Origin of the sequence: Cellulomonas sp., from assembly GCF_017744555.1 — a bacterium.
GTDB lineage: Bacteria > Actinomycetota > Actinomycetes > Actinomycetales > Cellulomonadaceae > Cellulomonas.
This window is the reverse complement of sequence record NZ_JAGIBD010000032.1, coordinates 1-20,708: the sequence shown is the minus strand read 5'-3', so window position 1 is coordinate 20,708 and position 20,708 is coordinate 1. Positions and strand designations below refer to the sequence as shown.

Below are 20,708 nucleotides of genomic sequence, written 5' to 3'. Positions count from 1 at the left end.
GTCCGGAAGCTCAGTCCGTGATGTCCCGCCGCGTGAACACCACGACGGCCACCGTCAGGCACACCACCACGTAGCCTGCCGCGAGGGTGAGGGCCGACCCGTAGGAGATCACGTCGTTCCCGCCCGCGGCCACCGCGCCGATGGTGGCACCGGGCAGCCAGTTGCGCAGTCCGTCGAACGCTGCGGTGAGCACCTGCTCGACGACGAGCACCCAACCGGCGCCGACGGAGACGGCCACGGCCGCCGAGCGCGTGGCGACCGCGAGCACGAGCCCGATCGACCCCCACACCAGCAGCGCCAGGAAGAGGTTGAGCCACGCCGACGCCACGACGGTGCCGACGCCCGTGCCCCATGCGCTCAGGTCCAGGTCGGACGACGCGCCGAGCATCGGGGCGACGAGCAGGTCGACCAGCACCGCGACGCTCGTCGCGACGGCCGTCCAGACGACGAGCGCACCGACCTTGCCCGCGACGAGCTTCCACCGTCGGGGCTGCGCGGCGACCAGCAGCCGCACCAGACCCGTGCTGTGGTCGGTGGCGGTCAGGACGGCCCAGAACGCGAGCGTGACGATGCCGAACATGCTCGACGCCGACGCGAGCGGCGCCATGATGCCCGACGCCGACTCGAGAGCCTCGCGTGTGGGGAACGTGACGCCCGGGCCGGCAGCGGGCATCGCGCCGGCGTCGCCCGCGAGCTGGAAGATGACCGCGACGATCATCCCCGCGAACAGGGCCGTGAGGCCGAGCCAGGCCCCCAGCACCCCACGCCGACGCGACCGCGTCAGCTCGCTGCGCACCACGTCGAGCATCAGCGCACCCCTCCCCCGCGGCGGGCCCGTGCGGCCGCCGCCTCGTCCTCGTCCCGGCCGGTCAGGTCGAGGAACACCTGCTCGAGCGACTCGCGGACCGTGCGGAGCTCGACGAGCGTGATACCCGCCGCCGCCGCGTCACGGTTGACCGCCGCCGCCCGACTGCCGGCTCCGAGCACCCGCACGCCGTCGCCGACCGCCTCGACCTCGTGCCCCGCCAGGGCAAGTGCCTCGACGAGCGCGTCGACGTCTGCTGCGTGCTCCGGCTTGACCTCGACGTGCCCGTGCGTGCGCTCGAGCAGCGCCGCGACGGGGCCGGAGTAGAGCAGCTCGCCGAACCGGATGACCACGAGGTGGTCGCACACCGCCTCGATCTCGGCGAGCAGGTGGGACGACACGACGACGGTGCGCCCCTCGCGAGCGAGCGCGCCGAGCAGCGTGCGGATCTCGACGATGCCCGACGGGTCGAGCCCGTTGGTCGGCTCGTCGAGCACCAGCAGCTCGGGGTCGGGAAGCAGCGCCGCGGCGATCCCGAGGCGCTGCTTCATGCCGAGAGAGAACCGCTTGACCGGCTCCCGGTCGCGGCCCGTCAGGCCGACCACGTCGAGCACGGCGTCGACCCGCCCGAGGGGCAGGCCGCGCAGCTGGGCGAGCGATGTGAGGTTCGCGCGGGCCGACAACCCCGGGACGAACGCGGGGCTCTCCACGAGTGCGCCGACCCGCCTGAGGTAGGCGCCGTCGCCGTCGACGGGTTCGCCGAGGACGGTGGCCGATCCGGATGTCGGGCGGATGAGCCCGAGCAGCATCCGGATCATCGTCGACTTCCCCGACCCGTTGGGCCCGACCAGGCCGACCACACCGCCCGCCGGGATGTCGACGCTCACCGCGTCGACCGCCAGCACGTCGCCGAAGCGGCGCGTCAGCCCCGTGCTGGACACCGCGCTCATCGGTCCTCCTATGTAAGTGGGTACTCACTTACATTGAGGCCTGTCGTCTCGTTCGTCAAGCCGTCGTGCCCCCGCGGCGAGGCTGGCCCACGCCTCGGCGACACGCTGACGGTCCCGGCCCTATGTCGTCGCCCGGTGTCAGTGCAGGGCAGCGGTGATCGCGTCGGCGAGGGTCGTGGTGGGCCGTCCGATCAGGCGGCGCAGGTCGCCACTGTCGGTGAACAGCTCGCCGCGGCGCAGACCCAGGTCCGCGTCGGCAAGGACCGAGGCCAGCTCGGCCGGCACGCCGGCGTCGGCCAGCAGCCGGACCAGCGCGTCCGCGGACAGGTCGGTGTACGTGATCGGTCGCCCGGCCGCCGTGGACGCGGTCGCGGCGAGCTCGGCCAAGGTGAACGCCTGGTCGCCGCCCAGCTCGTAGGTCGCGCCGGTGTGGCCTTCCGCGGTCAGGACGACCGCGGCAGCCTCGGCGTACTCGGCGCGCGTCGCGGCACTCACCCTGCCGTCCCCCGCCGCGCCGACGAAGGCGCCGTGCTGAAGGGCCAGGGGCAGCTGGCTGGTGTAGTTCTCCAGGTACCAGCTGTTGCGCAGCACGACGGTCGGCGCGCCACGCTCACGCAGGTAGCCCTCGGTGGCCCGGTGCGACTCGGCGAGGGTCGTGCCGGCTGTGTCCGCCTGCGTCATGCTCGTGTAGGCGATCTGGGAGACCCCTGCGCCCAGCGCGGCGTCGATCGCGCGGCGGTGATGGGCCAGACGCTCGTCCACGGGGAACGAGGCCGAGACGAGCAAGATCTTCTCCGCGCCAGCGAAGGCCGCGGCGAGGCTCTCGGGGTCGGCGAAGTCCGCCCGACGGGTCACGACACCGCGGTCGGCCAGGTCCTTGATCCCCGCGGTGTCCCGGCCCGTGGCGACGACCTCCGCCGCGGGCACCCCGCGCCGCAGCAGCGCCTCGACGGTGAGCCGGCCGAGCTGGCCGGTGGCTCCGGTGACGACGATCGACATGTGAGCTACCCCATTCCCGCCACGGCCCGTCCGCGGCACGCCGCCACTCTGACCTGCGCGCTCTCCATCCGTAAGTAGCCACCTCTTGGTAAGTTGGCCACCGCGACGAAAGAAGCGAGGTGAGGGCGGTGCCGGCCGTCGAGACTGTGACCGGGGCAACAGCTTCGTGGGACCTGTACGAGCGGGGCTGCCCGTCGCGTGACCTGCTCGACCGGATCGGCGACAAGTGGTCGATCCTCGTTCTGGGCGAGCTCGGTGAGCACGGAAGGTCCCGGTTCACGGAGCTGCGCAACCGTGTGTCGGGCGTCAGCGAGAAGATGCTCACCCAGACGCTGCGCGCGCTCGAGAGCGACGGACTCGTCCTGCGCACCGTGCACGCGACCGTCCCGGTCCGCGTCGAGTACGAGCTGACGGACCTCGGTCAGACACTTCGCGCTCCGCTCCGGGCGCTGACCGAGTGGTCCCTGCAGCACACCGACGAGGTGCTCGCGGCCCGTGCGGCATACGCCGCCCGCGCCGAGCATGGCGCCTGACACAGCAGCGTCGTGGTGCGCCGGCGTCAACCGCACCGCACCGAGCCGGGCGCGTGCGCGGAGCGGCGCTGTCCGGTCAGCGGATGTTGTCGCTCGCGCCCGTCGCGCGGACCGCACCGCGCCGGCGGGTCGAGGTCAGGGGGTCGGCGATGTCCTCGAGCGACCTGCGTTCGGCGTCGACCCCGATGAACCACGCCACCAGACCGCCCGCCAGCATGAAGGCCGCGCCCAGGGCGTAGCCCGCGGCGAGCGGGCCGCGAGAGTCGCCCTCGCCGACGAGAGCCGCGTACAGAGCCGCGGCGACGGCACCCGAGAGCTGCGCGATGCAGAAGAAGAACGCGATCGCCTGCCCCCGCAGCTCCAGCGGGAAGATCTCGCTGACGGTCAGGTACGCCGACGACGCGCCGGCTGAGGCGAAGAAGAAGCAGACGCACCACAGGATCGTCTGCGTCACCGCGGTCAGGGCGCCCGCGTTGAACAGGACGGCCGCGAGGGCCAGCACACCGGCCGCCAACCCGTAGGTCAGCAGGATCATCCGCCGCCGGCCCCACACGTCGAACAGGTGGCCGAGGCACAGCGGGCCGAGCAGGTTCCCCAACGCGAACGGGATGAAGTACAGCGGGACGCGGCCGCTCGGCACGTCGAAGAAGTTGGTCAGCACCAGCGCGTAGCTGAAGAAGATCGCGTTGTAGAGAAACGACTGCGTGATCATCATCGTCCCGCCCAGCACCGCCCGCCGGCGGTACTCGGTGAACATGATCTTGCCGACGCGCAGGATGGGGATCGACCTCTCGGGCACGACCTCGATGGCCTTGCTGTCGTCGACCGTCGACAGCTCGCCGCCCTGCGCCCGGACGGTCTCCTCGATGCCGTCGATCGTCGCCTCCGCCTCCTGCGCGTACCCGTGCGTCAGCTGCCAGCGCGGGCTCTCGGGGATGTGCCGGCGGATGTAGATGATCACCAGGCCCAGCACCGGCCCGATGAAGAAGCAGATGCGCCAGCCCCAGAAGATGGGCACCAGATCCGGGTTGAGCAGGACGAGCGCGCCGAGCGAGCCGATCAGCGCGCCGGCCCAGTACGTGCCGTTGACGGCGATGTCGACCCGGCCTCGGAAGTGCGCGGGGATCAGCTCGTCGATCGCGGAGTTGATCGCGGTGTACTCGCCACCGATGCCCATACCGGCGACGAACCGGAACACCAGGAACGAACCCAGGTTCCACGAGAGGCCGCCCAGGCCGCTACCGACGAGGTAGATCACCAGCGTCAGGATGAACAGGCGCCGCCGTCCCAGACGGTCCGTGAGGCGCCCGAAGACAAGCGCGCCGACCACCTGGCCGACGAGGTAAACGGACGCGAGCAGCCCGACCTCCGCCGGCGCGATGCCCAGACCGCTGGCCGGTTCCGTGAGGACCGACCCCACGTTCGCGACGAGCTGGATCTCCAGCCCGTCGAGAATCCACGACACCCCCAGGCCGACGACGACCATCCAGTGGAACCTCGTCCACGGCAGGCGGTCGAGCCGCGCCGGGATCAGGCTGCGCACCGCCTCGGGCGGCGCTGAGTGGGTCGCTGCGGTCATCCTCGGTCCTCCTGTGGCGGATCTCAGCGGGCCGCCGACGCAGGCGGGCCGCGGTCGGCGACGTCCGGGGCACCGCGAGGCCGTGGCAGGCAGCGGCCGTGGCGACCGGCACTCGTCCGTGCACGTGTCCGTGGCATCGGCGCCGGGCGTCAGGCGGTGCTCGTCGAGCTCGACGCGGACGCATCGCACCGGCTGCTTCGGTCGTGTCCTGGTAGGACGTTGACACCGGTCGTGGCGCCGCGCATCCGGAGCAGACCAGCCGCGCGCGGCGCGCACCCCCGGTCGTCTACGGCGCCTGATGCCGGCGACCGACGACGGAGCGACACCGCTCGGCGTCGTGGGACGCGATGCTCGGGAAGTACGGCGCCCGGCTCTGGGCCCGACGGGTCGGCACCGCGGAGACGGTCAGCGATGGCCGCATCCGCACGATGCCGAGTCCGTTGCCGACCCTACTCAGCGTCCTGTGCCTCGATCAGGTCGAGGTCGCGGATGCAGAAGCGGTGATGCTCGAAGGTCTCGTTGAGCACCGTGCCGAGGCACTGCCGCACCGAGCGGCCCCGGGCGTACGGCGGCCAGACATCGTCGTCGGGCACCGGCGCTCGCGCTGCGAGCTGCTCAGCGGTGACATCGTCGAGCCAGGCCTCGAGCTCGGCGGCCTGTGCCTCGCGCACGCTCACGATCTCGTCCAGGGCCGGATCAAGTGAGAGGTCAAGCCCGTGCGTTCCACGGTAGGGCTCGCCGATGTTCCCGAGGCCCATCGGCGTGAACAGCTCCGTCGATCCCAGGCAGCAGCGGCGGAACCACGAATCGTGGACGAAGACCAGGTGGCGCATCGTCTGCACCGCCGACCACTCGTCGTTCACGCTGCGGCGCTCGATGCCGGGCGTACGGCGGACTCGCTCGATCGTGGCGGCCCAGCCGGCATGGAGCTGACGAGACGCCTCGCGCAGATCGGCAGGGTCCTCGGAGCGGATCAGCAACCGCACCGGATGACGCCGGTCGAGCTCTGCCTCGACGTACTCGGTGACCTCGACACCGTTCACCACGAGGTTGGTGACGAGCCCATCGATCACGGCATCCTGCATGACGACGCCGACCAGGCGCGCCCCGGTCAGATCGCACTCGCGGAACTCCGCACCGTGCAGATCCTCATCGATGTACCGCGTCATGCCCCGCACACTAGGTCCGACCACCGACAAGCCAGCCACGACAGCACGAGGACGACGACGCGGAGATGTGGGTGGTCAGAGATCCGTCGGCGCACCGGTGACGGAGCGGCGACGACACCGGCGGTGAACAGCGGTCGTCGTCCACTACTGGACCACGCGAGTGAGTAGCGCAACATGGCGGGTGAAACGCCGCGTGTTGCTCGGTCACCTCGGTAGTGTGTGACCTAAGCGCTGATCCAGGCCTCTGCCTGGGGTAGGTGCTTCCCGCCCCCCGGACGCGCCGCGTTTGGGGGGCCTTTGCGTTTACCTTGTCCGGAGGACCACCCCCGGGACCGATCCGTTCGGGCTGAGGTAGTTGACGACTCGATGGTTCGCCGCGCCGAGCTCGTTCCACATCGTGTGCGGCACGACTCTCGCGACACTGCCTCCCGGGCGCTGGTAGGTCCGCCATCCGGCATAGGCCACAAGGTCCGCAACCTGGACGAAGTACGAGGCGTCCGAGTTGCGAGGCGTCGGGTCGTCGATGAAACGATCGGCGGCGAATCGAAACCCGCCACCACCAGCAGCGCGCCCCGCGGTGAGGTAGCGACGCGCCTTACGAAAGAGCTTGCGAATCTCGTCGTTCTCCCCCGCATCGTGCACGACCATCACGGAGACCTCTTCGCTCGTCGAGAGGCGCTCAAGTCGCTGTAGGAGGGTCTGCCATGCCATCTCAAATGCCGCCGCCCCATGAACACCGGCCCGTCCCTTGTCGACGACAACCGAGAAGGCGCGAACGTTCACGTCGAGAGGAATCGCAGATGTGCGCGATAGATGAGATGCCGCTCCACCGGCGCGAGTCCCAGCGGCCGAAGCGCGCCGCCAGCGCGGATGAGGTGGTTGGCTTTCACCTCTGCTCGCACCGGCAGACCGTAGGTGTCACGCAAGCGCTGGCGTAGACCCACGAGGCCGTCGAAGGCCGTCGGCCAGGCGTCTACGTTGACCAGCACGCAGCCGAGCCCATAGCACGACGTCGCTCCGGCCTTTGCGATCACAGATCCCGTGTCGCCGGTCTCGTCAACGTAAGCGAGGACCACGCCACTCACGCCCACACCTCCATCACCGCTTGAGCAGTGCCGACGTAGGTCTACGCCTGCATGTCTACGAAGCGTGAGTAGTGACCCTGGAAGGCCACCACGAGCGTGTCGGTGGGGCCGTTTCGGTGCTTGGCCACGATCACGTCGGCCTCACCGGCGCGGGGCGACTCCTTCTCGTAGGCGTCCTCACGGTGCAGCAGGATGACGATGTCGGCGTCCTGCTCGATGCTGTTGTGGACGGCGATACCGTTCGCCACGAAGTTGTGGGTGCCGAGCACGGTGGCGTCGTAGACGGGCTGCTCCCCCATCGGCTCGATGGCGACGACCTCGTCCCACAGCAGGTCGTTGACCGCCATGATCTCGAGCTCCTCGCTGTCGAGGACCTCGGCGATCCGGCCCAGCCGCTGTCGCGACGGCGAGTGCTTCCACATCGTCGACCCGCAGAACTGCGTGTCCATCGCCTCGGCGAACTCACGGTGCGACATGCCCCGCTCGACGAGCAGGTCACGGACGTCGTCCCATACCTGCCGCGGGACCGTGTCGACGTTCGTGTTCGCGGTCGTGACCCGAACGATGTTGAGCAGCCTGTCGGCCTGAGCACCGCGAGCGCCGTGCACGCCGATCTCCTGGAGGAACCGGCGCTGATCGTCGGCGCCGGAGATGTCGAGCGTGTACCCCGCGCGGTAGGCGGCCTTCTTCGTCGCCGTCCGGACACGAGTCGAGATGCCGAACCGCAGGAGCAGCCGCGACAGGTCGTCGACAAGGCGCCGCGAGGTCGATGCGTAGTAGATGCGTCCGCCGCGACCGTCGGCACGAACCGTCACGGAGCCGTCCGTCGCCCAGATGTGCCGGAGGAACAGCGCGATCTGCTCCTTGGGCAGGTGGAACACGGATTCGGGCACGAACTTCTCGTGGCTGCGAGCGCCGAACAGGCCGAAGTCGTCGAGCCACTCGGCGATCGGGTTCCGCTTGCCGTGCGTCAGCCGGTACGGCGCGGGCAGCCGCAGCGTGGTCACGCGTGCGGCCGCGTACTCGTCGCGGACAGGGGTGATCCCGAAGGCGCCCGCCGCAGTGCTGACCGCGGACAGGTTCGCCTCGTCGATCGATGCGTACCGGATCGGCTGCCGCCGCACGAACGACCCGTCGCCGAGCAGGTGGGCGAGCATGATGACCTTGCGGTCCTCCCACCTGACCTGTCGCTCCGGGCCTGGCACGTGGCGGGGCACGCCGAGGCGCGAACCGACCTCCAGCTCACCGAGCGGCGTCCATCCCTCGTAGGTGAGGAACGGGTGGTTCGCGGTCGCGGTGACCTCCTTGCCGGAGGCCAGCCGGAGCCGGTACACGGGCTTGGTGCCCGTCGGGAACACGTGCGTCAGGTGACGGCGGACGTACTGCAGCCGGTCGTCGAGCGCCCACACCGGCACGTCCTTCGCGCCGAGCGCGTACAGCTCGCCCAGTGTGGTCTCGGCGCCGGTGTCGGCCCGGAGGATGCGGGTGTCCTCGGTCAGGCAGCCCGACTCACGGAGGTCGCTCATCTGCGGCCGCTTGTCCGTGCGCTGCTCCGCGCCACGGTTCAGCTGCGAAAGCGCAATAACAGGAACCTGCAGCTCCTTCGCGAGCAGCTTGAGCGCCCGGGAGAACTCGGAGACCTCCTGCTGCCGGGACTCGACCCGCTTGCCGGACGACATGAGCTGCAGGTAGTCGATGATGACGAGCTTCAGGTCGTGCTTCTGCTTGAGCCGCCGGCACTTGGCGCGGATCTCCATGAGCGACATGTTCGGCGAGTCGTCGATGAACAGGGGCGCCTCGGAGATCTTGCCCATGGTGGCAGCGATCTTGGCCCAGTCATCCTCCCCCATCTGACCGGTGCGCAGCTTCTGCAGGTGCACGCGCGCCTCCGCCGAGAGAAGGCGCATCGTGATCTCATTGCGGCTCATCTCGAGCGAAAAAACAACGGACGTCAGGTTATGCTTGATCGCCGCAGAACGTGCAATATCAATACCCAGGGTCGATTTACCGATTGCAGGTCTCGCGGCCAAAACAATCATTTGCCCCGGGTGCAGCCCGTTGGTCAACCGGTCGAGGTCCGCGAACCCCGTCGGGACGCCGGTCATGCCTTCCTGGCGGTGGCCGGCGGCCTCGATCTCGTCCACCGCGCCGCCGATGATGTCGCCGAGGATGAGGTAGTCCTCGGAGGTGCGCCGCTCGGTGACCGCGTAGACCTCGGCCTGCGCGTTGTTGACGATCTCGTCGACGTCGCCGCCGTCGGTGCCGTAGCCGAGCTGGACGATGCGGGTGCCGGCCTCGACGAGCTTGCGGAGCACGGCCCGCTCGCGCACGATCCGCGCGTAGTAGCCGGCGTTCGCCGCGGTGGGGACGGACGAGATGAGGGTGTGCAGGTAGGGCGCGCCGCCGATGCGGCCGATCTCCCCGCGCTTGGTGAGCTCGTCGGCGACGGTGATGGCGTCGGCCGGCTCGCCACGGCCGTACAGGTCGAGGATCGAGTCGTAGATGACCTCGTGCGCGGGGCGGTAGAAGTCGGTGCCGCGGAGCTGCTCGATGACGTCGGCGATGGCGTCCTTCGAGATCATCATGCCGCCGAGCACGCTGCGCTCGGCGTCGAGGTCCTGCGGCGGGGTGCGGTCGAAGCCGCCGCCGCGGCCGGTGTCGCGGCCCGGGTCGGCCGGCATGCCGTACTCGAGGTCCTCGATCGTCACTGCTTCCCCTGTCGTCGTCCGTCGAACACATGTTCCCTGCGGGGTCTGACAACGGGTCCGACATCCACGCTCAGGCGAGGGCGTCCGCACGCCTCGCACCCGCGACGGTAGAGCCCTCCGGACGCTGGTCCAAACGCCCGCCCGACAGGCTGTGGGAGCCTGTCCAGGATCTGTGGACCGCCTGGGGAAACCTGTGCGCGTGGCTGTGGACGATGTCCGAAACTGTCCACAGACCGTGGACAGTGGTGTGGAAAGAGCGCGGATCTGGCGCGCTCCGGTGCGGTCCACGGGCGCAAACGCTGTGCACCGGCTGTGGATGCGAGAAAGGTTGGCCGAGATTTCATCTGTCGGACATCCGCGGTCCAGCGTCGACCGCCAGATCCTCGCCCTCGCGGTCCCGGCGCTGGGCGCGCTCGTCGCCGAGCCGCTCTTCGTGCTCGTCGACTCGGCCGTCGTCGGGCATCTGGGCACCGCTCCGCTGGCCGGACTGGCGCTCGCCTCGACGCTCCTCGTGACGGTCGTCGGGCTGTGCGTGTTCCTCGCCTACGCGACGACCGCCGCCGTGTCCCGACGCCTCGGCGCAGGCGACCGGGCCGGCGCGATGCAGGTCGGCATGGACGGCATGTGGCTCGCGCTCGGCATCGGTGTGGTGCTCGGCGCCGCCACCTGGGCCGCCGCTCCGTGGCTGGTGTCCGCACTGGGGGCGGACGGCGAGGTCGCCCACCAGGCCGTCGTCTACCTGCGCTGGTCGGCGCCCGGCCTGCCCGGGATGCTGCTGGTCCTCGCGTCGACCGGCGCGCTGCGCGGCCTGCAGGACACCCGCACCCCTCTTGGCGTCGCCACGGCGGGCGCGGTCGTCAACGCGGTGCTCAACGTGGTGCTCGTCTACGGCGCTCATCTCGGCATCGCCGGTTCGGGGCTGGGGACAGCGCTCACACAGCTCGCGATGGGAGCTGTGCTGGCCGCGGTCGTCGTGCGCGGTGCGCGCGAGGCGGGCGCGCGGATCTCCCCGCACCCGGCGGGACTGTGGGCGAACGCCCGCGCCGGCGCCCCCCTGTTCGTGCGGACGCTGTCGTTGCGGGCCGCGATCCTGCTCACCGTGTGGGTCGCGACCGGGCTCGGCGCGGTCGCACTGGCCGGGCACCAGGTCGTCAACGCCGTCTGGGGGCTCGCCGCGTTCGCGCTCGACGCCCTGGCGATCGCCGCGCAGGCGCTCGTCGGGCACGCGCTCGGCGCCGCCGACGTCGTGCGGACTCGGGCGGTGCTGCGGCGGACCCTGCAGTGGGGCGTCGGTGCCGGGGCGGTGCTCGGGGTGCTCGTCGGGGGTGCCTCCTTCGTGTACGTCCGGCTGTTCACGACCGACCCGGCCGTGCGACACGCCGCCGTGGTCGCGCTCGTCGTCGCGGCGGTGACGATGCCGATGGCGGGCTGGGTGTTCGTGCTCGACGGGGTGCTCATCGGAGCGGGTGACGGTCGCTTCCTCGCGTGGGCGGGCGTGGTGACGCTGGCGGTGTACGTGCCGTTCGCGCTGGCGGTGCGGGTATGGGCTCCGGGCGGTGCGGTGGGGCTGGCGTGGTTGTGGGCGGCGTTCGCGGGCGTCTTCATGCTCTCGCGCGCGGTGACGACGGGGTGGCGGGCGCGCGGGAACGCGTGGATGGTGACGGGCGCGTAGGGGCTGTGGTCGCTTCGCGGTGGACGAAGGACCGCGGGCGGCTCACCGACCGCCGCGCAGCAGCACCGCCGTCGCCCGCTGACGTAAATCCGTTCCGGATCGCGCGCTCGTCGGGCAGTGTTCAGCCCTGCCACGCGACAGCCACGCCCACGGAAGGAGGACCGCGTTGATCCGCACGACGAGCACCTGCCGGTCCACCGACCGCGCCGAAGGCACCCTGCCCGGCTACCTGTTCGCCGAGCCCTGCCTCCACCTCATGCGCAAGACGCACGGGAGAGCACCCACGCACTGACCTGGACCACCAGGCCACCGAGGGCCGTTCCCCGACGAGGGGACGGCCCCGTTGTCGTCCCCAGGCACCGCGGGTGCAGGTGCCCAGCGGGTCTCATAAGCCCGCACGGAGAGGTTCGACTCCTCTGCCCGCGACCCACCGACCCCGACCGCCCGCGACCGCCCAGCAGCCCGAGCCCGCGAGCGCGGCCGCCCCCCATCACCAGACACCCGCCCGACCGGAGAGGAGACCCCCGTGGTCCGCATCGTCAACGACTCCCTCACCCCCCGGCACCGCGACCTCGCCGCCGACGAGCGCCGCCGCGCCGAACGGCGCCTGTCCCGACGGCAGGCCGCCAACCCGCTGCGCCGCGTGCTGCTGGCGTGCGAGACCACCTACGTCCGCGACCCGGTCGCGGTGGTCGGCGACCACCTGTGGTGCGAGCAGCACGCCGACTTCGCGCGCGTGGTCGACGTCGTCGAGTAGGTCCCGAAGCAAACGAGAAGGCAAGGAGGTGATCCCGAGATGTCCGGAGTGCTGGTCCTCAACGCCGGTTACGAGCCCCTGCACCGGGTGAGCCTCGCGCACGCGGTCCGGATGCTGCACCGGCAGGTGGCCGTGGTGGAGCAGGCGGTCGACGGCAAGACGTTCGGCCCGTACCCGCTTCCGGCGGTGTTGCGGCTGGTTCGGTACGTGCACATGAGGTGGCGGAGCAGGGGCGGCGTCCCGGCGTGGACGAAGGCCGGGATGCTGCGCCGCGACGGCGGCCGGTGCGCGTACTGCGGCCGGCCCGGCGACACCGTCGACCACGTGCAGCCGCGGAGCCGTGGCGGCGCCGACTCGTGGCTCAACACCGTGACGGCGTGCGGCCGGTGCAACCACCGCAAGCGTGACCGCACCCCCGAGGAGGCGGGCATGGCCCTGCGGTACCTCCCGCGCGTCCCGACGTTCGCGGAGCTGCTGACCGCAGGCCGCTGACCGGTGTGCGGGCCGGTGACACCCTCGCCGGCCCGCACACGGGCCGCCGCCCGGCACGGGTTGCCGGACGCCGCCGGAGTCTCCACGATCGGGGGTGCGGCGCCCCGACCTGGCTGAACGACCAGCGAGGCGGCGGCGGGCGCCGGCTGCGGGAGGTTCCACATGCCCTCGCCCGTCTCGCTGCGTGACTTCGACGCCGTCCTGTTCGACCTCGACGGCGTCCTCACCACGACCCGCAAGGTCCACGCGGCGGCGTGGAAGCGCATGTTCGACGAGTTCCTCGCCGAGTGGGACGAGGAGCACGGCACGAGCACGCCGACCTTCGACGAGCGGTCCGACTACGCGTCGGCGGTCGACGGCAAGCCGCGCGAGATCGGCGTCCGTGACTTCCTGCGGAGCCGGGGCATCGAGCTGCCGCCCGGCGAGCCCGACGCGCCGCCGGACGAGCTGTCCGAGTGGGGTCTCGGGAACCGCAAGCAGCTGCTCGTCGAGGAGGAGATCGCCAGGAACGGGGTCGAGGCCTTTCCGGGGTCGGTCGCGTGGGTGCGGGAGCTGCGGGAGGCGGGGCTGCGGACGGCAGTCGTGTCGAGCAGCCGCAACTGCGCGGCGGTCCTCGACGCGGCGGGCATCGCGAACCTGTTCGACGCGCGCGTCGACGGCGAGACGGTCCTCGAGCTGGGCCTGCCCGGCAAGCCGGCCCCGGACTCGTTCCTCGAGGGCGCGCGGCGGGTGGGCGTCGAGCCGCAGCGGGCCGTCGTGGTGGAGGACGCGCTCGCGGGTGTCGCGGCGGGTCGCGCCGGCAGGTTCGGGCTCGTCATCGGCGTGAACCGCGAGGGCCACGCGGACGCGCTGCGGGCGAGCGGCGCCGACGTCGTCGTGGACGACCTGGGCGAGCTGCTCGCATCCCCCGACGACGCGCTGCACCGTTCGGGCCCTCGCCGGCACCACCTCATGGCGGCGGCACGGCGGATCGTCGCGTCGTCGTCCGACTACCCCGTCGACCCGTGGCGGCTCGTGGAGCGGTCGTTCAACCCGGAGTTCGTCGAGCAGACGGAGACGCTGTTCGCGCTGTCGAACGGGTACCTCGGCATCCGCGGGGCGCTCGAGGAGGGTGTCCCGTCCCTCACGCCGGACACGCTGCTCAACGGGTTCCACGAGACGTGGCCGATCCAGTACCCGGAGACCGCGTTCGGCTTCGCGACGACCGGCCAGACGATCCAGCCGGTGCCGGACGGCACCACGATCCGGCTGCTCGTCGACGACACCCCGGTGACGTCGCAGACGGCGGAGATCGAGCAGTTCGAGCGGGTCCTCGACATGCGCCGCGGCGTGCTGGAGCGCACCGTCGTCTACCGGCTGCGCGACGGCCGGCGGTTCCGGGTCCGGTCCGAGCGGGTCGTGTCGCTGGCCCGACGGCACCTCGCGTGCCTGCGCTACGAGGTGACGGCGCTCGACGCCCCGGCCCGGGTGCTGCTCGCGTCCGAGCTCGTCACGCCACGGGCCGCGCCGGCCGACGAGACGGTCGCGGTCGACCCGCGGCAGAGCCGCCCGCTCGCGCACGGGTCGCTCGTGCCGGACGTCGAGGTGGTCGACGACCTGCGCGTGGTGCGCACGTACCGGACCCGCAGCAGCGGCCTGGCGGTCGCCGCCGGCATGGACCACGACCTCGACGACCCGTCGGTCAGGCACGTGCGCACCACCACCGACGCGTCGCGCGCGCACGTGGTCGTGGAGGTCGACGCACGGGTCGGGGTGCCCGTCGGGATCACGAAGTGGCTCGCGTACCACTACGGCGCGGAGGACTGCGACGAGCTCGCCGACCGCACCGGCCTCACGCTGCACCAGGCGCAGGCGTCGGGTCGCGACGCCGTCGTCGACGAGCACGAGGCCGAGGTCGCCGAGTTCTGGGTGCGCAGCGAGATCGTGTGGGAGGGGGCGACCGCCGCGCAGCAGGCGCTGCACCTCAGCCAGTTCGCGCTGCTGCAGGCGTCGTGGCGCAGTGAGGGTCACGGCGTCCCGTCGAAGGGGCTCACGGGGACCGGGTACGAGGGCCACTACTTCTGGGACACCGAGGCGTACCTGCTGCCGTTCCTCATCCACACGTCGCCGACGATCGCGCGCAGCCTGCTCATGCACCGCGTCCGCATGCTCCCGGACGCGCGCCGCCGGGCCGCCGAGGTGGGCTGCTCGGGCGCGCTGTTCCCGTGGCGCACGATCAACGGCGAGGAGGCGTCCGCGTACTTCGAGGCGGGCACCGCGCAGTACCACATCAACGCCGACGTGGCGTATGCCCTGGAGCAGTACGTGGAGGTCACGGGCGACACCGATCTGCTGTTCCGGTACGGCGTCGAGCTGCTCGTCGAGACGGCCCGCATGTGGGTCGACCTGGGGTTCTTCTCGGACCGGATGGACGGGAAGTTCGTCATCCACAAGGTCACCGGGCCCGACGAGTACTCGACGGTCGTCGACAACAACCTCTACACGAACGTCATGGCGGCGGAGAACATGCGGGCCGCGGCCGACGCGGTCGCGCGGCTGCGGGCCGAGTCGCCGTCCGACCTGCAGGCCCTGGCCGAGAAGGTCGGACTGCGGGACGAGGAGGAGGAGCGGTGGCGTCGGGCGGCCGCGAACATCTTCGTCCCGTACGACGAGAAGGCCGGTGTGCACCTGCAGGACGAGAACTTCCTCGAGCTCCCCCGGTGGGACTTCGAGGGCACCCCCGAGGACAAGTACCCGCTCCTGCTGAACTACCACCCGCTCGTCATCTACCGGCACCAGGTGATCAAGCAGGCCGACGTCGTGCTGGCGACCGTGCTGCTGCCCGAGCGGTTCACCGCCGACGAGCGGCGGCGGATCTTCGAGTACTACGACCCGCTGACCACGGGCGACTCGTCGCTGTCCGAGTGCATCCAGGCCATCGCGGCGGTGGACGTCGGCAAGTTCCGGACCGCCGAGGAGTACCTGGTGGACGCGGTCGCGATCGACGTCGCCGACACCGCGGGGAACCTGCGCGACGGCGTGCACGTCGCGTCGGCCGGGGGCACGTGGATGGCGCTCGTGCAGGGGTTCGCCGGGTACCGGTGGCGCGGCACGCAGTTCTCGCCGATGCTCCCGACGCGCGGGCGACGGCTGCGGTTCCCGCTGCGGATCCGCGGGTCGGTGCTCGAGGTCGACATCGAGCCCGACCGCGTCACGTACTCCGTGCTCAGCGGCGGACCGCTGTCGGCGACCCACCGCGGCGAACGGTTCACCGTCGCGCCGGGTGCGCCCGTGCAGTTCACGGGCACGTTCCGGACCAGCGACGACGGTGCACCGACCGACGGCGAGCCGGTCGCCGCCGGCTCGCCGTCGGTCGGTGCCTGAGGACCCGACGCTCCCGGGCGTCAGGGCACGAGGACGACGACCCCGCGCAGCCCGCCGTCGAGCACCGCGCGGTACGCCTGGTCCGCCTCGGCGAGCGGGTACGTCGCCGCGACGCGCGTGCTGATCGCACCCGACGCCGCGAGCTCGGCGAGCGACGAGAGCTGCGCCCAGTCGCCGACGACCTGCACCGCCTCCGCCCGGATCCCGCGCTCGGCTGGCGGCGTGGCCGGCCCGGTCAGGCCGAGGAAGACACCGCCGTCGCGCACCGCGGGCAGGGCCCGGTCCGCCAGCAGCGCCGCGTCGAGCACCCCATCGAGCGGCCCCGCCACCGCCGTGAGCGCCGCCGCGGTGTCGGCGATGTCGTCGGGACGCACCGCGAGCCGGGCTCCGGTGCGCTCGACGAACTCCCGGTCCCCCTCGCGGGCGAGCGCGACGACGTCGAGGCCGCGCAGCCGCGCGAGCTCGAGCGCGTACCCGCCGACGCCGCCCGCCGCGCCGGTGATCCCGAGCGTGCCGCTCGTCAGGCCGACCAGGTCGAGCGCCTGCAGCGCGGTCAGCGCGTTGAGCGACAGGGCAGCCGCGGCGACGGCGTCGAGCCCGGCCGGTCGCCGGCCGACGGCACGGGCGGGCAGCACGACGGTCGACGCGTGCGTGCCGACGAACGTGTCGAACCAGTCGGACAGGCCGAGCACCGCGTCGCCGACGGCGAGGTCGTCGACGCCCGGCCCGACCTCGTCGACGACGCCGGCGACACCCCAACCGGCGACGTACGGCGGCTCGCCGGGCAGGAGGGCCGCGAGCCTCCCGTCGTGCACCCACACGTCGACCGGGTGCACGGGCGCGGCCTCGACGCGGATGCGGACCTCGCCGCTCCCGGGGCGGGCCGGCTCGCGCTCGACGAGCGCGGTGGAGCCGAAGGCGGGGATGGTCAGAGCGGGCATGGGAACTCCTCGTGTCGCTGCGTCCTGGATGGCGGGACCCATCCTGAGCATTGTGGTCACCGTTGGGAAGTAGGTACCTTTTGGTGCCTAAGCCTTGTTCCCGGTGCCCGAGGAGCCACGGATGACGACCACGGTGACCTGCCCGACACCCACACCCTTCGACCCGTTCGACGCCAACTGCCCCACCCGGCAGCTGCTCGACGAGCTCTCCGACAAGTGGGTCTGCCTCGTCCTGGTCGCCCTCGGACCCGGTCCCCTGCGGCACGGCGAGCTGCGCCGACGGATCCTCGGCGTCAGCCAGAAGATGCTCACGCAGACCCTGCGCAACCTCGAGCGCGACGGCCTCGTCGAGCGGACCGTCACCGCGTCCGTGCCGGTGCGCGTCGACTACGAGCTCACGCCGCTGGGCCGCTCGCTCATGCCGGTGGTCGACGCCCTCAAGGTGTGGGCGCAGGCGCACATGGACGAGGTCGAGGCGTCCCGCGGCCGGTACGACGCTCGCGTCTGACGTCGCCCGACGCGGCCGCTCCGATCGGCCCGTTGCCGTCCGACCTCGGCTGTCCGCTGACGGCAGAAGCCCGCACCCGCCGCACCGACCGACCCGGCGTTAGCGTGGCAACCAGGCGCACCCCGACCGGAGGCCACCGATGACGCAGCAGCTCACCCCCGTCCGCCGCCACCCGGCGCAGCAGGTCGAGCCGCTCATGCGGCGGCTCGTCGGCGGCATCCTGCGGCGACGCCGCGAGGAGCAAGGGCGCACGCTGCGCGACGTCGCCGAGTCCGCGCTCGTCTCCGTCGCGTACCTCTCCGAGGTCGAGCGCGGGCGCAAGGAGGCCTCGTCCGAGGTGCTCGTCGCCGTGTGCCGCGCGCTCGGCATGCGGCTGGTCGACCTCGTCGGCGCCGCGCACGCCGAGCTCGCGCAGGCGGACGGCCGGGTCGTCGTCGACCTCACCGCCCGCACGCGCGACGACCTGGCGGTCCTCTCGTCGACCCCGGACCGCGAGCGCGCCACCGGGTCGCACCTGTCGGCGACGGCCGAACCGGCCGGCCAGGTGCTCCTGCTCGCCGCCTGACCGGCCCGGCGCTCGTCAGGCCGCCGCGGTCAGCCCCTTGAGCGTCGTCACCACCCGGTCCGCGAGCCCGTAGTCGACGGCCTGCTGCGCGGTGAGGATCAGGTCCCGCTCGGTGTCGCGCCGCAGCTTCTCGACCGTCTGGCCGGTGTGCCGCGCGAGCACGTCGTCCACCTGCGCCCGCAGCCGCAGGATCTCCCCCGCCTGGATCTCCAGGTCGGCGGCCGTCCCCTCGGCACCCCCGGACGGCTGGTGCAGCAGCACCCGCGCATGCTCGAGCACGTGCCGGTTCCCCGGCGTCCCCGCGGCGAGCAGCACCGCCGCGGCCGACGCGGCCTGCCCGAGGCAGAACGTCGCCACGTCGGGCTTCACGTACTGCATGGTGTCGTAGATGGCGAGCAGCGCCGTGATCGAGCCGCCCGGCGAGTTGATGTAGACGTGGATCGGCAGGTCCGAGCTCTCCGACTGCAGGTGCAGCAGCTGCGCGATGACGACGTTCGCGACGCCGTCGTCGATCTCGGTGCCGAGGAACACGATCCGGTCGGACAGCAGCCGCGAGAACACGTCGGACGCCCGCTCCCCCGTCGGCCGCTGCTCCACCACGTACGGGATCGTGTACTGGCCGGCCATCAGAGGCCCGCCCGTCGCGTCGCGTCGGGCCGCACGTCCTCCAGGCGCTCGACCACCCGGTCGACGAAGCCGTAGTCGCGCGCCTCCTCGGCGGTGAACCAGCGGTCTCGGTCGGAGTCCTTCTCGATCGTCTCGACGCTCTGCCCGGTGTGCTCGGCGATCAGGCCCTGCATCGTCCGCTTCACGTGCGCCATGTTCTGCGCCTGGATCGCGATGTCGATCGCCGTCCCGCCGATGCCGCCCGACGGCTGGTGCATGAGCACCCGCGCGTGCCGCAGCGCGAACCGCTTGCCGGGCGTCCCCCCGCTGAGCAGGAACTGCGCGGCGCTCGCGGCGAGCCCCATCGCGAGCGTCGCGACGTCGTTCGGGATCAGCCGCATGGTGTCGTACATCGCGAGGGCCGCACTCACCGAGCCACCCGGCGAGTTGATGTACAGGGCGATGTCGCGGCGGGGGTCCTCGGCGGACAGCAGCAGCAGCTGCGCGCACACCCGGTTCGCGAGCTCGTCGTCCACCTCCTGCCCGAGCACGACGATGCGCTGGTGCAGCAGCCGGGTCGACAGGTCGTCGTCGAACGGTCGGGTGCTGGGTGGTGCCGCGGTGCGGGCGGTGATCATGGTGGCCTCCGTCAGGGTCGTCGTGCTGGCCCTCTCGACGCTGCCACCGTGCGCCCCGCTCGGACCCACCGGTCTGCCGTGCGCAGATCCGCCGACGGCAGACCGGCCACGCCGCCGCACGGTCAGCCCGTGAGCGCGCCGCTCGCGAGCAGCAGCGACCGCGTGGTCGGGCCGAGCGGCCGGGCGGTGCTCCCGCGAGAGCCCAGGGGCCCGTCTGGTCGCTCGGGTCCGGTTCACCAGACGTCCACGGCGAGGCGCCGACATCCGCCGCGACCCGCGGACGCACGAAGGCCCCGCGTCCGGCGAACCGGGGCGGGGCCTTCGTGGTGCTGGTGCCTGGTGTCAGGCGGCGACGACCTTGACGGTCACGGTCGCGGCGACGTCCGCGTGGAGGCGGACGGACACCTGGTACTCGCCCAGGGCCTTGATCGGCTGAGCGATCTCGACCTTGCGCTTGTCGATCTGCGGGGCGCCCGACGCCTTGACCGCCTCGGCGATCTCGGCGGTCGTGACCGCACCGAACAGACGACCGGCGTCGCCGGCCTTGGCCTTGACGACGACCGGCTTCGACTGCAGCGAGTCGCGGACCGCCTTGGCGTCGTCGAGCGACGCGATCTCACGGGCCTTGCGGGCCTTGCGGATCGCGGTGACGTCCTTCTCGGCACCCTTGGTCCACGGCGTGGCCAGGTTGCGCGGGATGAGGTAGTTGCGGGCGTACCCGTCCTTCACCTCGACGACGTCACCCGGGGCACCGAGGCCGGTGACCTCGTGGGTCAGGATGATCTTGCTCATGAGGTTCTCCTTCCTCAGCGAGCCGACGACGAGTACGGCAGCAGGGCCATCTCGCGGGCGTTCTTGACGGCACGCGCGATCGCGCGCTGCTCCTGGACGGACACACCGGTCACCCGGCGGGCGCGGATCTTCCCGCGGTCGCTGATGAACTTGCGCAGCAGCGCGGTGTCCTTGTAGTCGACAGCGTCGATCTTGGCTGCCTTGAGCGGGTTCTGCTTCTTCTTCGGCTTACGGACCACGGCCTTGGCCATCGTGGTGCTCCTTGTCTGCTGGAGCCCCGGGCGTTGCCATGCCCGGGGATGGATGTCTGGGGTTGTCGATCAGACGATCAGAACGGGGGCTCGTCGGAGTAGCCGCCGGCACCGCCCGCGGGCGTGGCCCACGGGTCGTCCTGCTGGCCGCCACCGCCGCCACCGCCGCTGAAACCGCCACCGCCGCCACCACCGAAGCCGCCGCCGCCCGAACGCTGGGTCCGGGTGACCTTGGCCGTGGCGTACCGCAGCGACGGGCCGACCTCGTCGACCTGCAGCTCGTACACGGTGCGCT

General features: G+C 71.7%; 21 protein-coding genes and 1 pseudogene. 8 read left to right on the top strand and 14 right to left on the bottom strand.

The annotated features are described in order from the left end of the window. Positions 1–10: 10 nt before the first annotated feature. The 3 genes from J7523_RS16685 to J7523_RS16675 form a co-directional block, all read right to left on the bottom strand. Positions 11–808, bottom strand: coding sequence for a hypothetical protein (locus tag J7523_RS16685; protein WP_291889135.1), 798 nt, complete (start codon positions 806–808; stop codon positions 11–13). Next, a complete protein-coding gene (locus J7523_RS16680; RefSeq protein ID WP_291889132.1) occupies positions 808–1,755 on the bottom strand; it encodes an ATP-binding cassette domain-containing protein in 948 nt (315 codons plus the stop codon). Before J7523_RS16680 ends, J7523_RS16685 begins: the two co-directional genes overlap by 1 nt. A 138-nt stretch (positions 1,756–1,893) precedes the next feature. Then, complete coding sequence (locus J7523_RS16675) at positions 1,894–2,754, bottom strand: SDR family oxidoreductase (protein WP_291889130.1); 861 nt, start codon at positions 2,752–2,754, stop codon at positions 1,894–1,896. A 128-nt stretch (positions 2,755–2,882) separates the two neighbouring features. On the opposite strand from J7523_RS16675, the gene J7523_RS16670 reads away from it, so the two are divergent. Next, positions 2,883–3,287: a helix-turn-helix domain-containing protein gene (locus J7523_RS16670; RefSeq protein ID WP_291889126.1), complete on the top strand. Its 405-nt coding sequence runs from the start codon at positions 2,883–2,885 to the stop codon at positions 3,285–3,287. 76 nt (positions 3,288–3,363) lie between these two features. On the opposite strand, the gene J7523_RS16665 is transcribed toward J7523_RS16670, so the two are convergent. The 5 genes from J7523_RS16665 to J7523_RS16645 all read right to left on the bottom strand — a co-directional run bounded on the left by J7523_RS16665 (position 3,364) and on the right by J7523_RS16645 (position 9,828). Then, the gene (locus J7523_RS16665) at positions 3,364–4,866 is read right to left on the bottom strand and encodes an MFS transporter (protein ID WP_291889123.1); all 1,503 of its coding nucleotides are present in this window, start codon (positions 4,864–4,866) and stop codon (positions 3,364–3,366) included. Between the two features lie 449 nt (positions 4,867–5,315). Then, a complete protein-coding gene (locus tag J7523_RS16660) occupies positions 5,316–6,035 on the bottom strand; it encodes a DinB family protein (protein ID WP_291889121.1) in 720 nt (239 codons plus the stop codon). A gap of 303 nt (positions 6,036–6,338) precedes the next feature. Beyond that, positions 6,339–6,818: a DUF3800 domain-containing protein gene (locus J7523_RS16655; RefSeq protein ID WP_291889118.1), complete on the bottom strand. Its 480-nt coding sequence runs from the start codon at positions 6,816–6,818 to the stop codon at positions 6,339–6,341. Beyond that, positions 6,815–7,120: a hypothetical protein gene (locus J7523_RS16650; protein ID WP_291889114.1), complete on the bottom strand. Its 306-nt coding sequence runs from the start codon at positions 7,118–7,120 to the stop codon at positions 6,815–6,817. Before J7523_RS16650 ends, J7523_RS16655 begins: the two co-directional genes overlap by 4 nt. A 41-nt stretch (positions 7,121–7,161) precedes the next feature. Then, complete coding sequence (locus J7523_RS16645) at positions 7,162–9,828, bottom strand: replicative DNA helicase (protein WP_291889112.1); 2,667 nt, start codon at positions 9,826–9,828, stop codon at positions 7,162–7,164. 316 nt (positions 9,829–10,144) lie between these two features. Between J7523_RS16645 and J7523_RS16640 the strand changes: the two genes are divergently transcribed. From J7523_RS16640 to J7523_RS16620, 5 genes are all read left to right on the top strand, one after another. Continuing rightward, positions 10,145–11,500 carry an MATE family efflux transporter gene (locus tag J7523_RS16640; protein ID WP_291889110.1) on the top strand — a complete coding sequence of 452 codons (1,356 nt, stop codon included), beginning with the start codon at positions 10,145–10,147 and terminating at the stop codon, positions 11,498–11,500. Between the two features lie 166 nt (positions 11,501–11,666). Further along, a complete protein-coding gene (locus J7523_RS16635; protein WP_291889106.1) occupies positions 11,667–11,792 on the top strand; it encodes a hypothetical protein in 126 nt (41 codons plus the stop codon). 234 nt (positions 11,793–12,026) lie between these two features. Next, complete coding sequence (locus J7523_RS16630; protein ID WP_291889103.1) at positions 12,027–12,257, top strand: hypothetical protein; 231 nt, start codon at positions 12,027–12,029, stop codon at positions 12,255–12,257. Positions 12,258–12,296: 39 nt separating this feature from the next. Next, the gene (locus J7523_RS16625) at positions 12,297–12,749 is read left to right on the top strand and encodes an HNH endonuclease (RefSeq protein ID WP_291889099.1); all 453 of its coding nucleotides are present in this window, start codon (positions 12,297–12,299) and stop codon (positions 12,747–12,749) included. 162 nt (positions 12,750–12,911) lie between these two features. Continuing rightward, positions 12,912–16,112 (top strand): beta-phosphoglucomutase family hydrolase, encoded by a 3,201-nt coding sequence (locus tag J7523_RS16620; RefSeq protein ID WP_291889096.1) that lies wholly within the window; start codon positions 12,912–12,914, stop codon positions 16,110–16,112. A gap of 20 nt (positions 16,113–16,132) precedes the next feature. Here J7523_RS16620 and J7523_RS16615 read toward each other — a convergent pair whose 3' ends face one another. Beyond that, positions 16,133–17,053 carry a zinc-binding dehydrogenase gene (locus tag J7523_RS16615; RefSeq protein WP_291889095.1) on the bottom strand — a complete coding sequence of 307 codons (921 nt, stop codon included), beginning with the start codon at positions 17,051–17,053 and terminating at the stop codon, positions 16,133–16,135. 121 nt (positions 17,054–17,174) lie between these two features. Here J7523_RS16615 and J7523_RS16610 point away from each other — a divergent pair, with 121 nt between their 5' ends. Continuing rightward, positions 17,175–17,561, top strand: coding sequence for a helix-turn-helix domain-containing protein (locus J7523_RS16610; protein ID WP_291889092.1), 387 nt, complete (start codon positions 17,175–17,177; stop codon positions 17,559–17,561). Positions 17,562–17,700: 139 nt separating this feature from the next. Continuing rightward, entirely contained in the window at positions 17,701–18,126 is a 426-nt protein-coding gene (locus tag J7523_RS16605) for a helix-turn-helix transcriptional regulator (RefSeq protein WP_291889090.1), read from the top strand. 15 nt (positions 18,127–18,141) lie between these two features. Here the strand turns inward: J7523_RS16605 and J7523_RS16600 are convergent, their stop codons facing one another. From J7523_RS16600 to J7523_RS16580, 5 genes and pseudogenes are all read right to left on the bottom strand, one after another. Then, on the bottom strand, positions 18,142–18,753 hold the full coding sequence (locus J7523_RS16600) for an ATP-dependent Clp protease proteolytic subunit (RefSeq protein ID WP_291889087.1): 612 nt from the start codon (positions 18,751–18,753) through the stop codon (positions 18,142–18,144). Continuing rightward, positions 18,753–19,370, bottom strand: coding sequence for an ATP-dependent Clp protease proteolytic subunit (locus J7523_RS16595; protein ID WP_291889085.1), 618 nt, complete (start codon positions 19,368–19,370; stop codon positions 18,753–18,755). The genes J7523_RS16600 and J7523_RS16595 overlap by 1 nt, the downstream gene beginning before the upstream one ends. A gap of 342 nt (positions 19,371–19,712) precedes the next feature. Next, the gene (rplI, locus tag J7523_RS16590) at positions 19,713–20,162 is read right to left on the bottom strand and encodes a 50S ribosomal protein L9 (RefSeq protein ID WP_291889082.1); all 450 of its coding nucleotides are present in this window, start codon (positions 20,160–20,162) and stop codon (positions 19,713–19,715) included. 14 nt (positions 20,163–20,176) lie between these two features. Next, positions 20,177–20,413: a 30S ribosomal protein S18 gene (rpsR, locus tag J7523_RS16585; RefSeq protein WP_203750476.1), complete on the bottom strand. Its 237-nt coding sequence runs from the start codon at positions 20,411–20,413 to the stop codon at positions 20,177–20,179. 77 nt (positions 20,414–20,490) lie between these two features. After that, positions 20,491–20,708 (bottom strand): annotated as a pseudogene (locus tag J7523_RS16580) (single-stranded DNA-binding protein); the annotation flags it as partial.

Coding starts and splice junctions, on each gene's coding strand:
- J7523_RS16685 (WP_291889135.1), bottom strand. CDS start 808: ATGCTCGACGTGGTGCGCAGCGAGCTGACGCGGTCGCGTCGGCGTGGG.
- J7523_RS16680 (WP_291889132.1), bottom strand. CDS start 1,755: ATGAGCGCGGTGTCCAGCACGGGGCTGACGCGCCGCTTCGGCGACGTG.
- J7523_RS16675 (WP_291889130.1), bottom strand. CDS start 2,754: ATGTCGATCGTCGTCACCGGAGCCACCGGCCAGCTCGGCCGGCTCACC.
- J7523_RS16665 (WP_291889123.1), bottom strand. CDS start 4,866: ATGACCGCAGCGACCCACTCAGCGCCGCCCGAGGCGGTGCGCAGCCTG.
- J7523_RS16660 (WP_291889121.1), bottom strand. CDS start 6,035: ATGACGCGGTACATCGATGAGGATCTGCACGGTGCGGAGTTCCGCGAG.
- J7523_RS16640 (WP_291889110.1), top strand. CDS start 10,145: ATGCGAGAAAGGTTGGCCGAGATTTCATCTGTCGGACATCCGCGGTCC.
- J7523_RS16625 (WP_291889099.1), top strand. CDS start 12,297: ATGTCCGGAGTGCTGGTCCTCAACGCCGGTTACGAGCCCCTGCACCGG.
- J7523_RS16620 (WP_291889096.1), top strand. CDS start 12,912: ATGCCCTCGCCCGTCTCGCTGCGTGACTTCGACGCCGTCCTGTTCGAC.
- J7523_RS16615 (WP_291889095.1), bottom strand. CDS start 17,053: ATGCCCGCTCTGACCATCCCCGCCTTCGGCTCCACCGCGCTCGTCGAG.
- J7523_RS16610 (WP_291889092.1), top strand. CDS start 17,175: ATGACGACCACGGTGACCTGCCCGACACCCACACCCTTCGACCCGTTC.
- J7523_RS16605 (WP_291889090.1), top strand. CDS start 17,701: ATGACGCAGCAGCTCACCCCCGTCCGCCGCCACCCGGCGCAGCAGGTC.
- J7523_RS16600 (WP_291889087.1), bottom strand. CDS start 18,753: ATGGCCGGCCAGTACACGATCCCGTACGTGGTGGAGCAGCGGCCGACG.
- J7523_RS16595 (WP_291889085.1), bottom strand. CDS start 19,370: ATGATCACCGCCCGCACCGCGGCACCACCCAGCACCCGACCGTTCGAC.
- rplI (WP_291889082.1), bottom strand. CDS start 20,162: ATGAGCAAGATCATCCTGACCCACGAGGTCACCGGCCTCGGTGCCCCG.
- rpsR (WP_203750476.1), bottom strand. CDS start 20,413: ATGGCCAAGGCCGTGGTCCGTAAGCCGAAGAAGAAGCAGAACCCGCTC.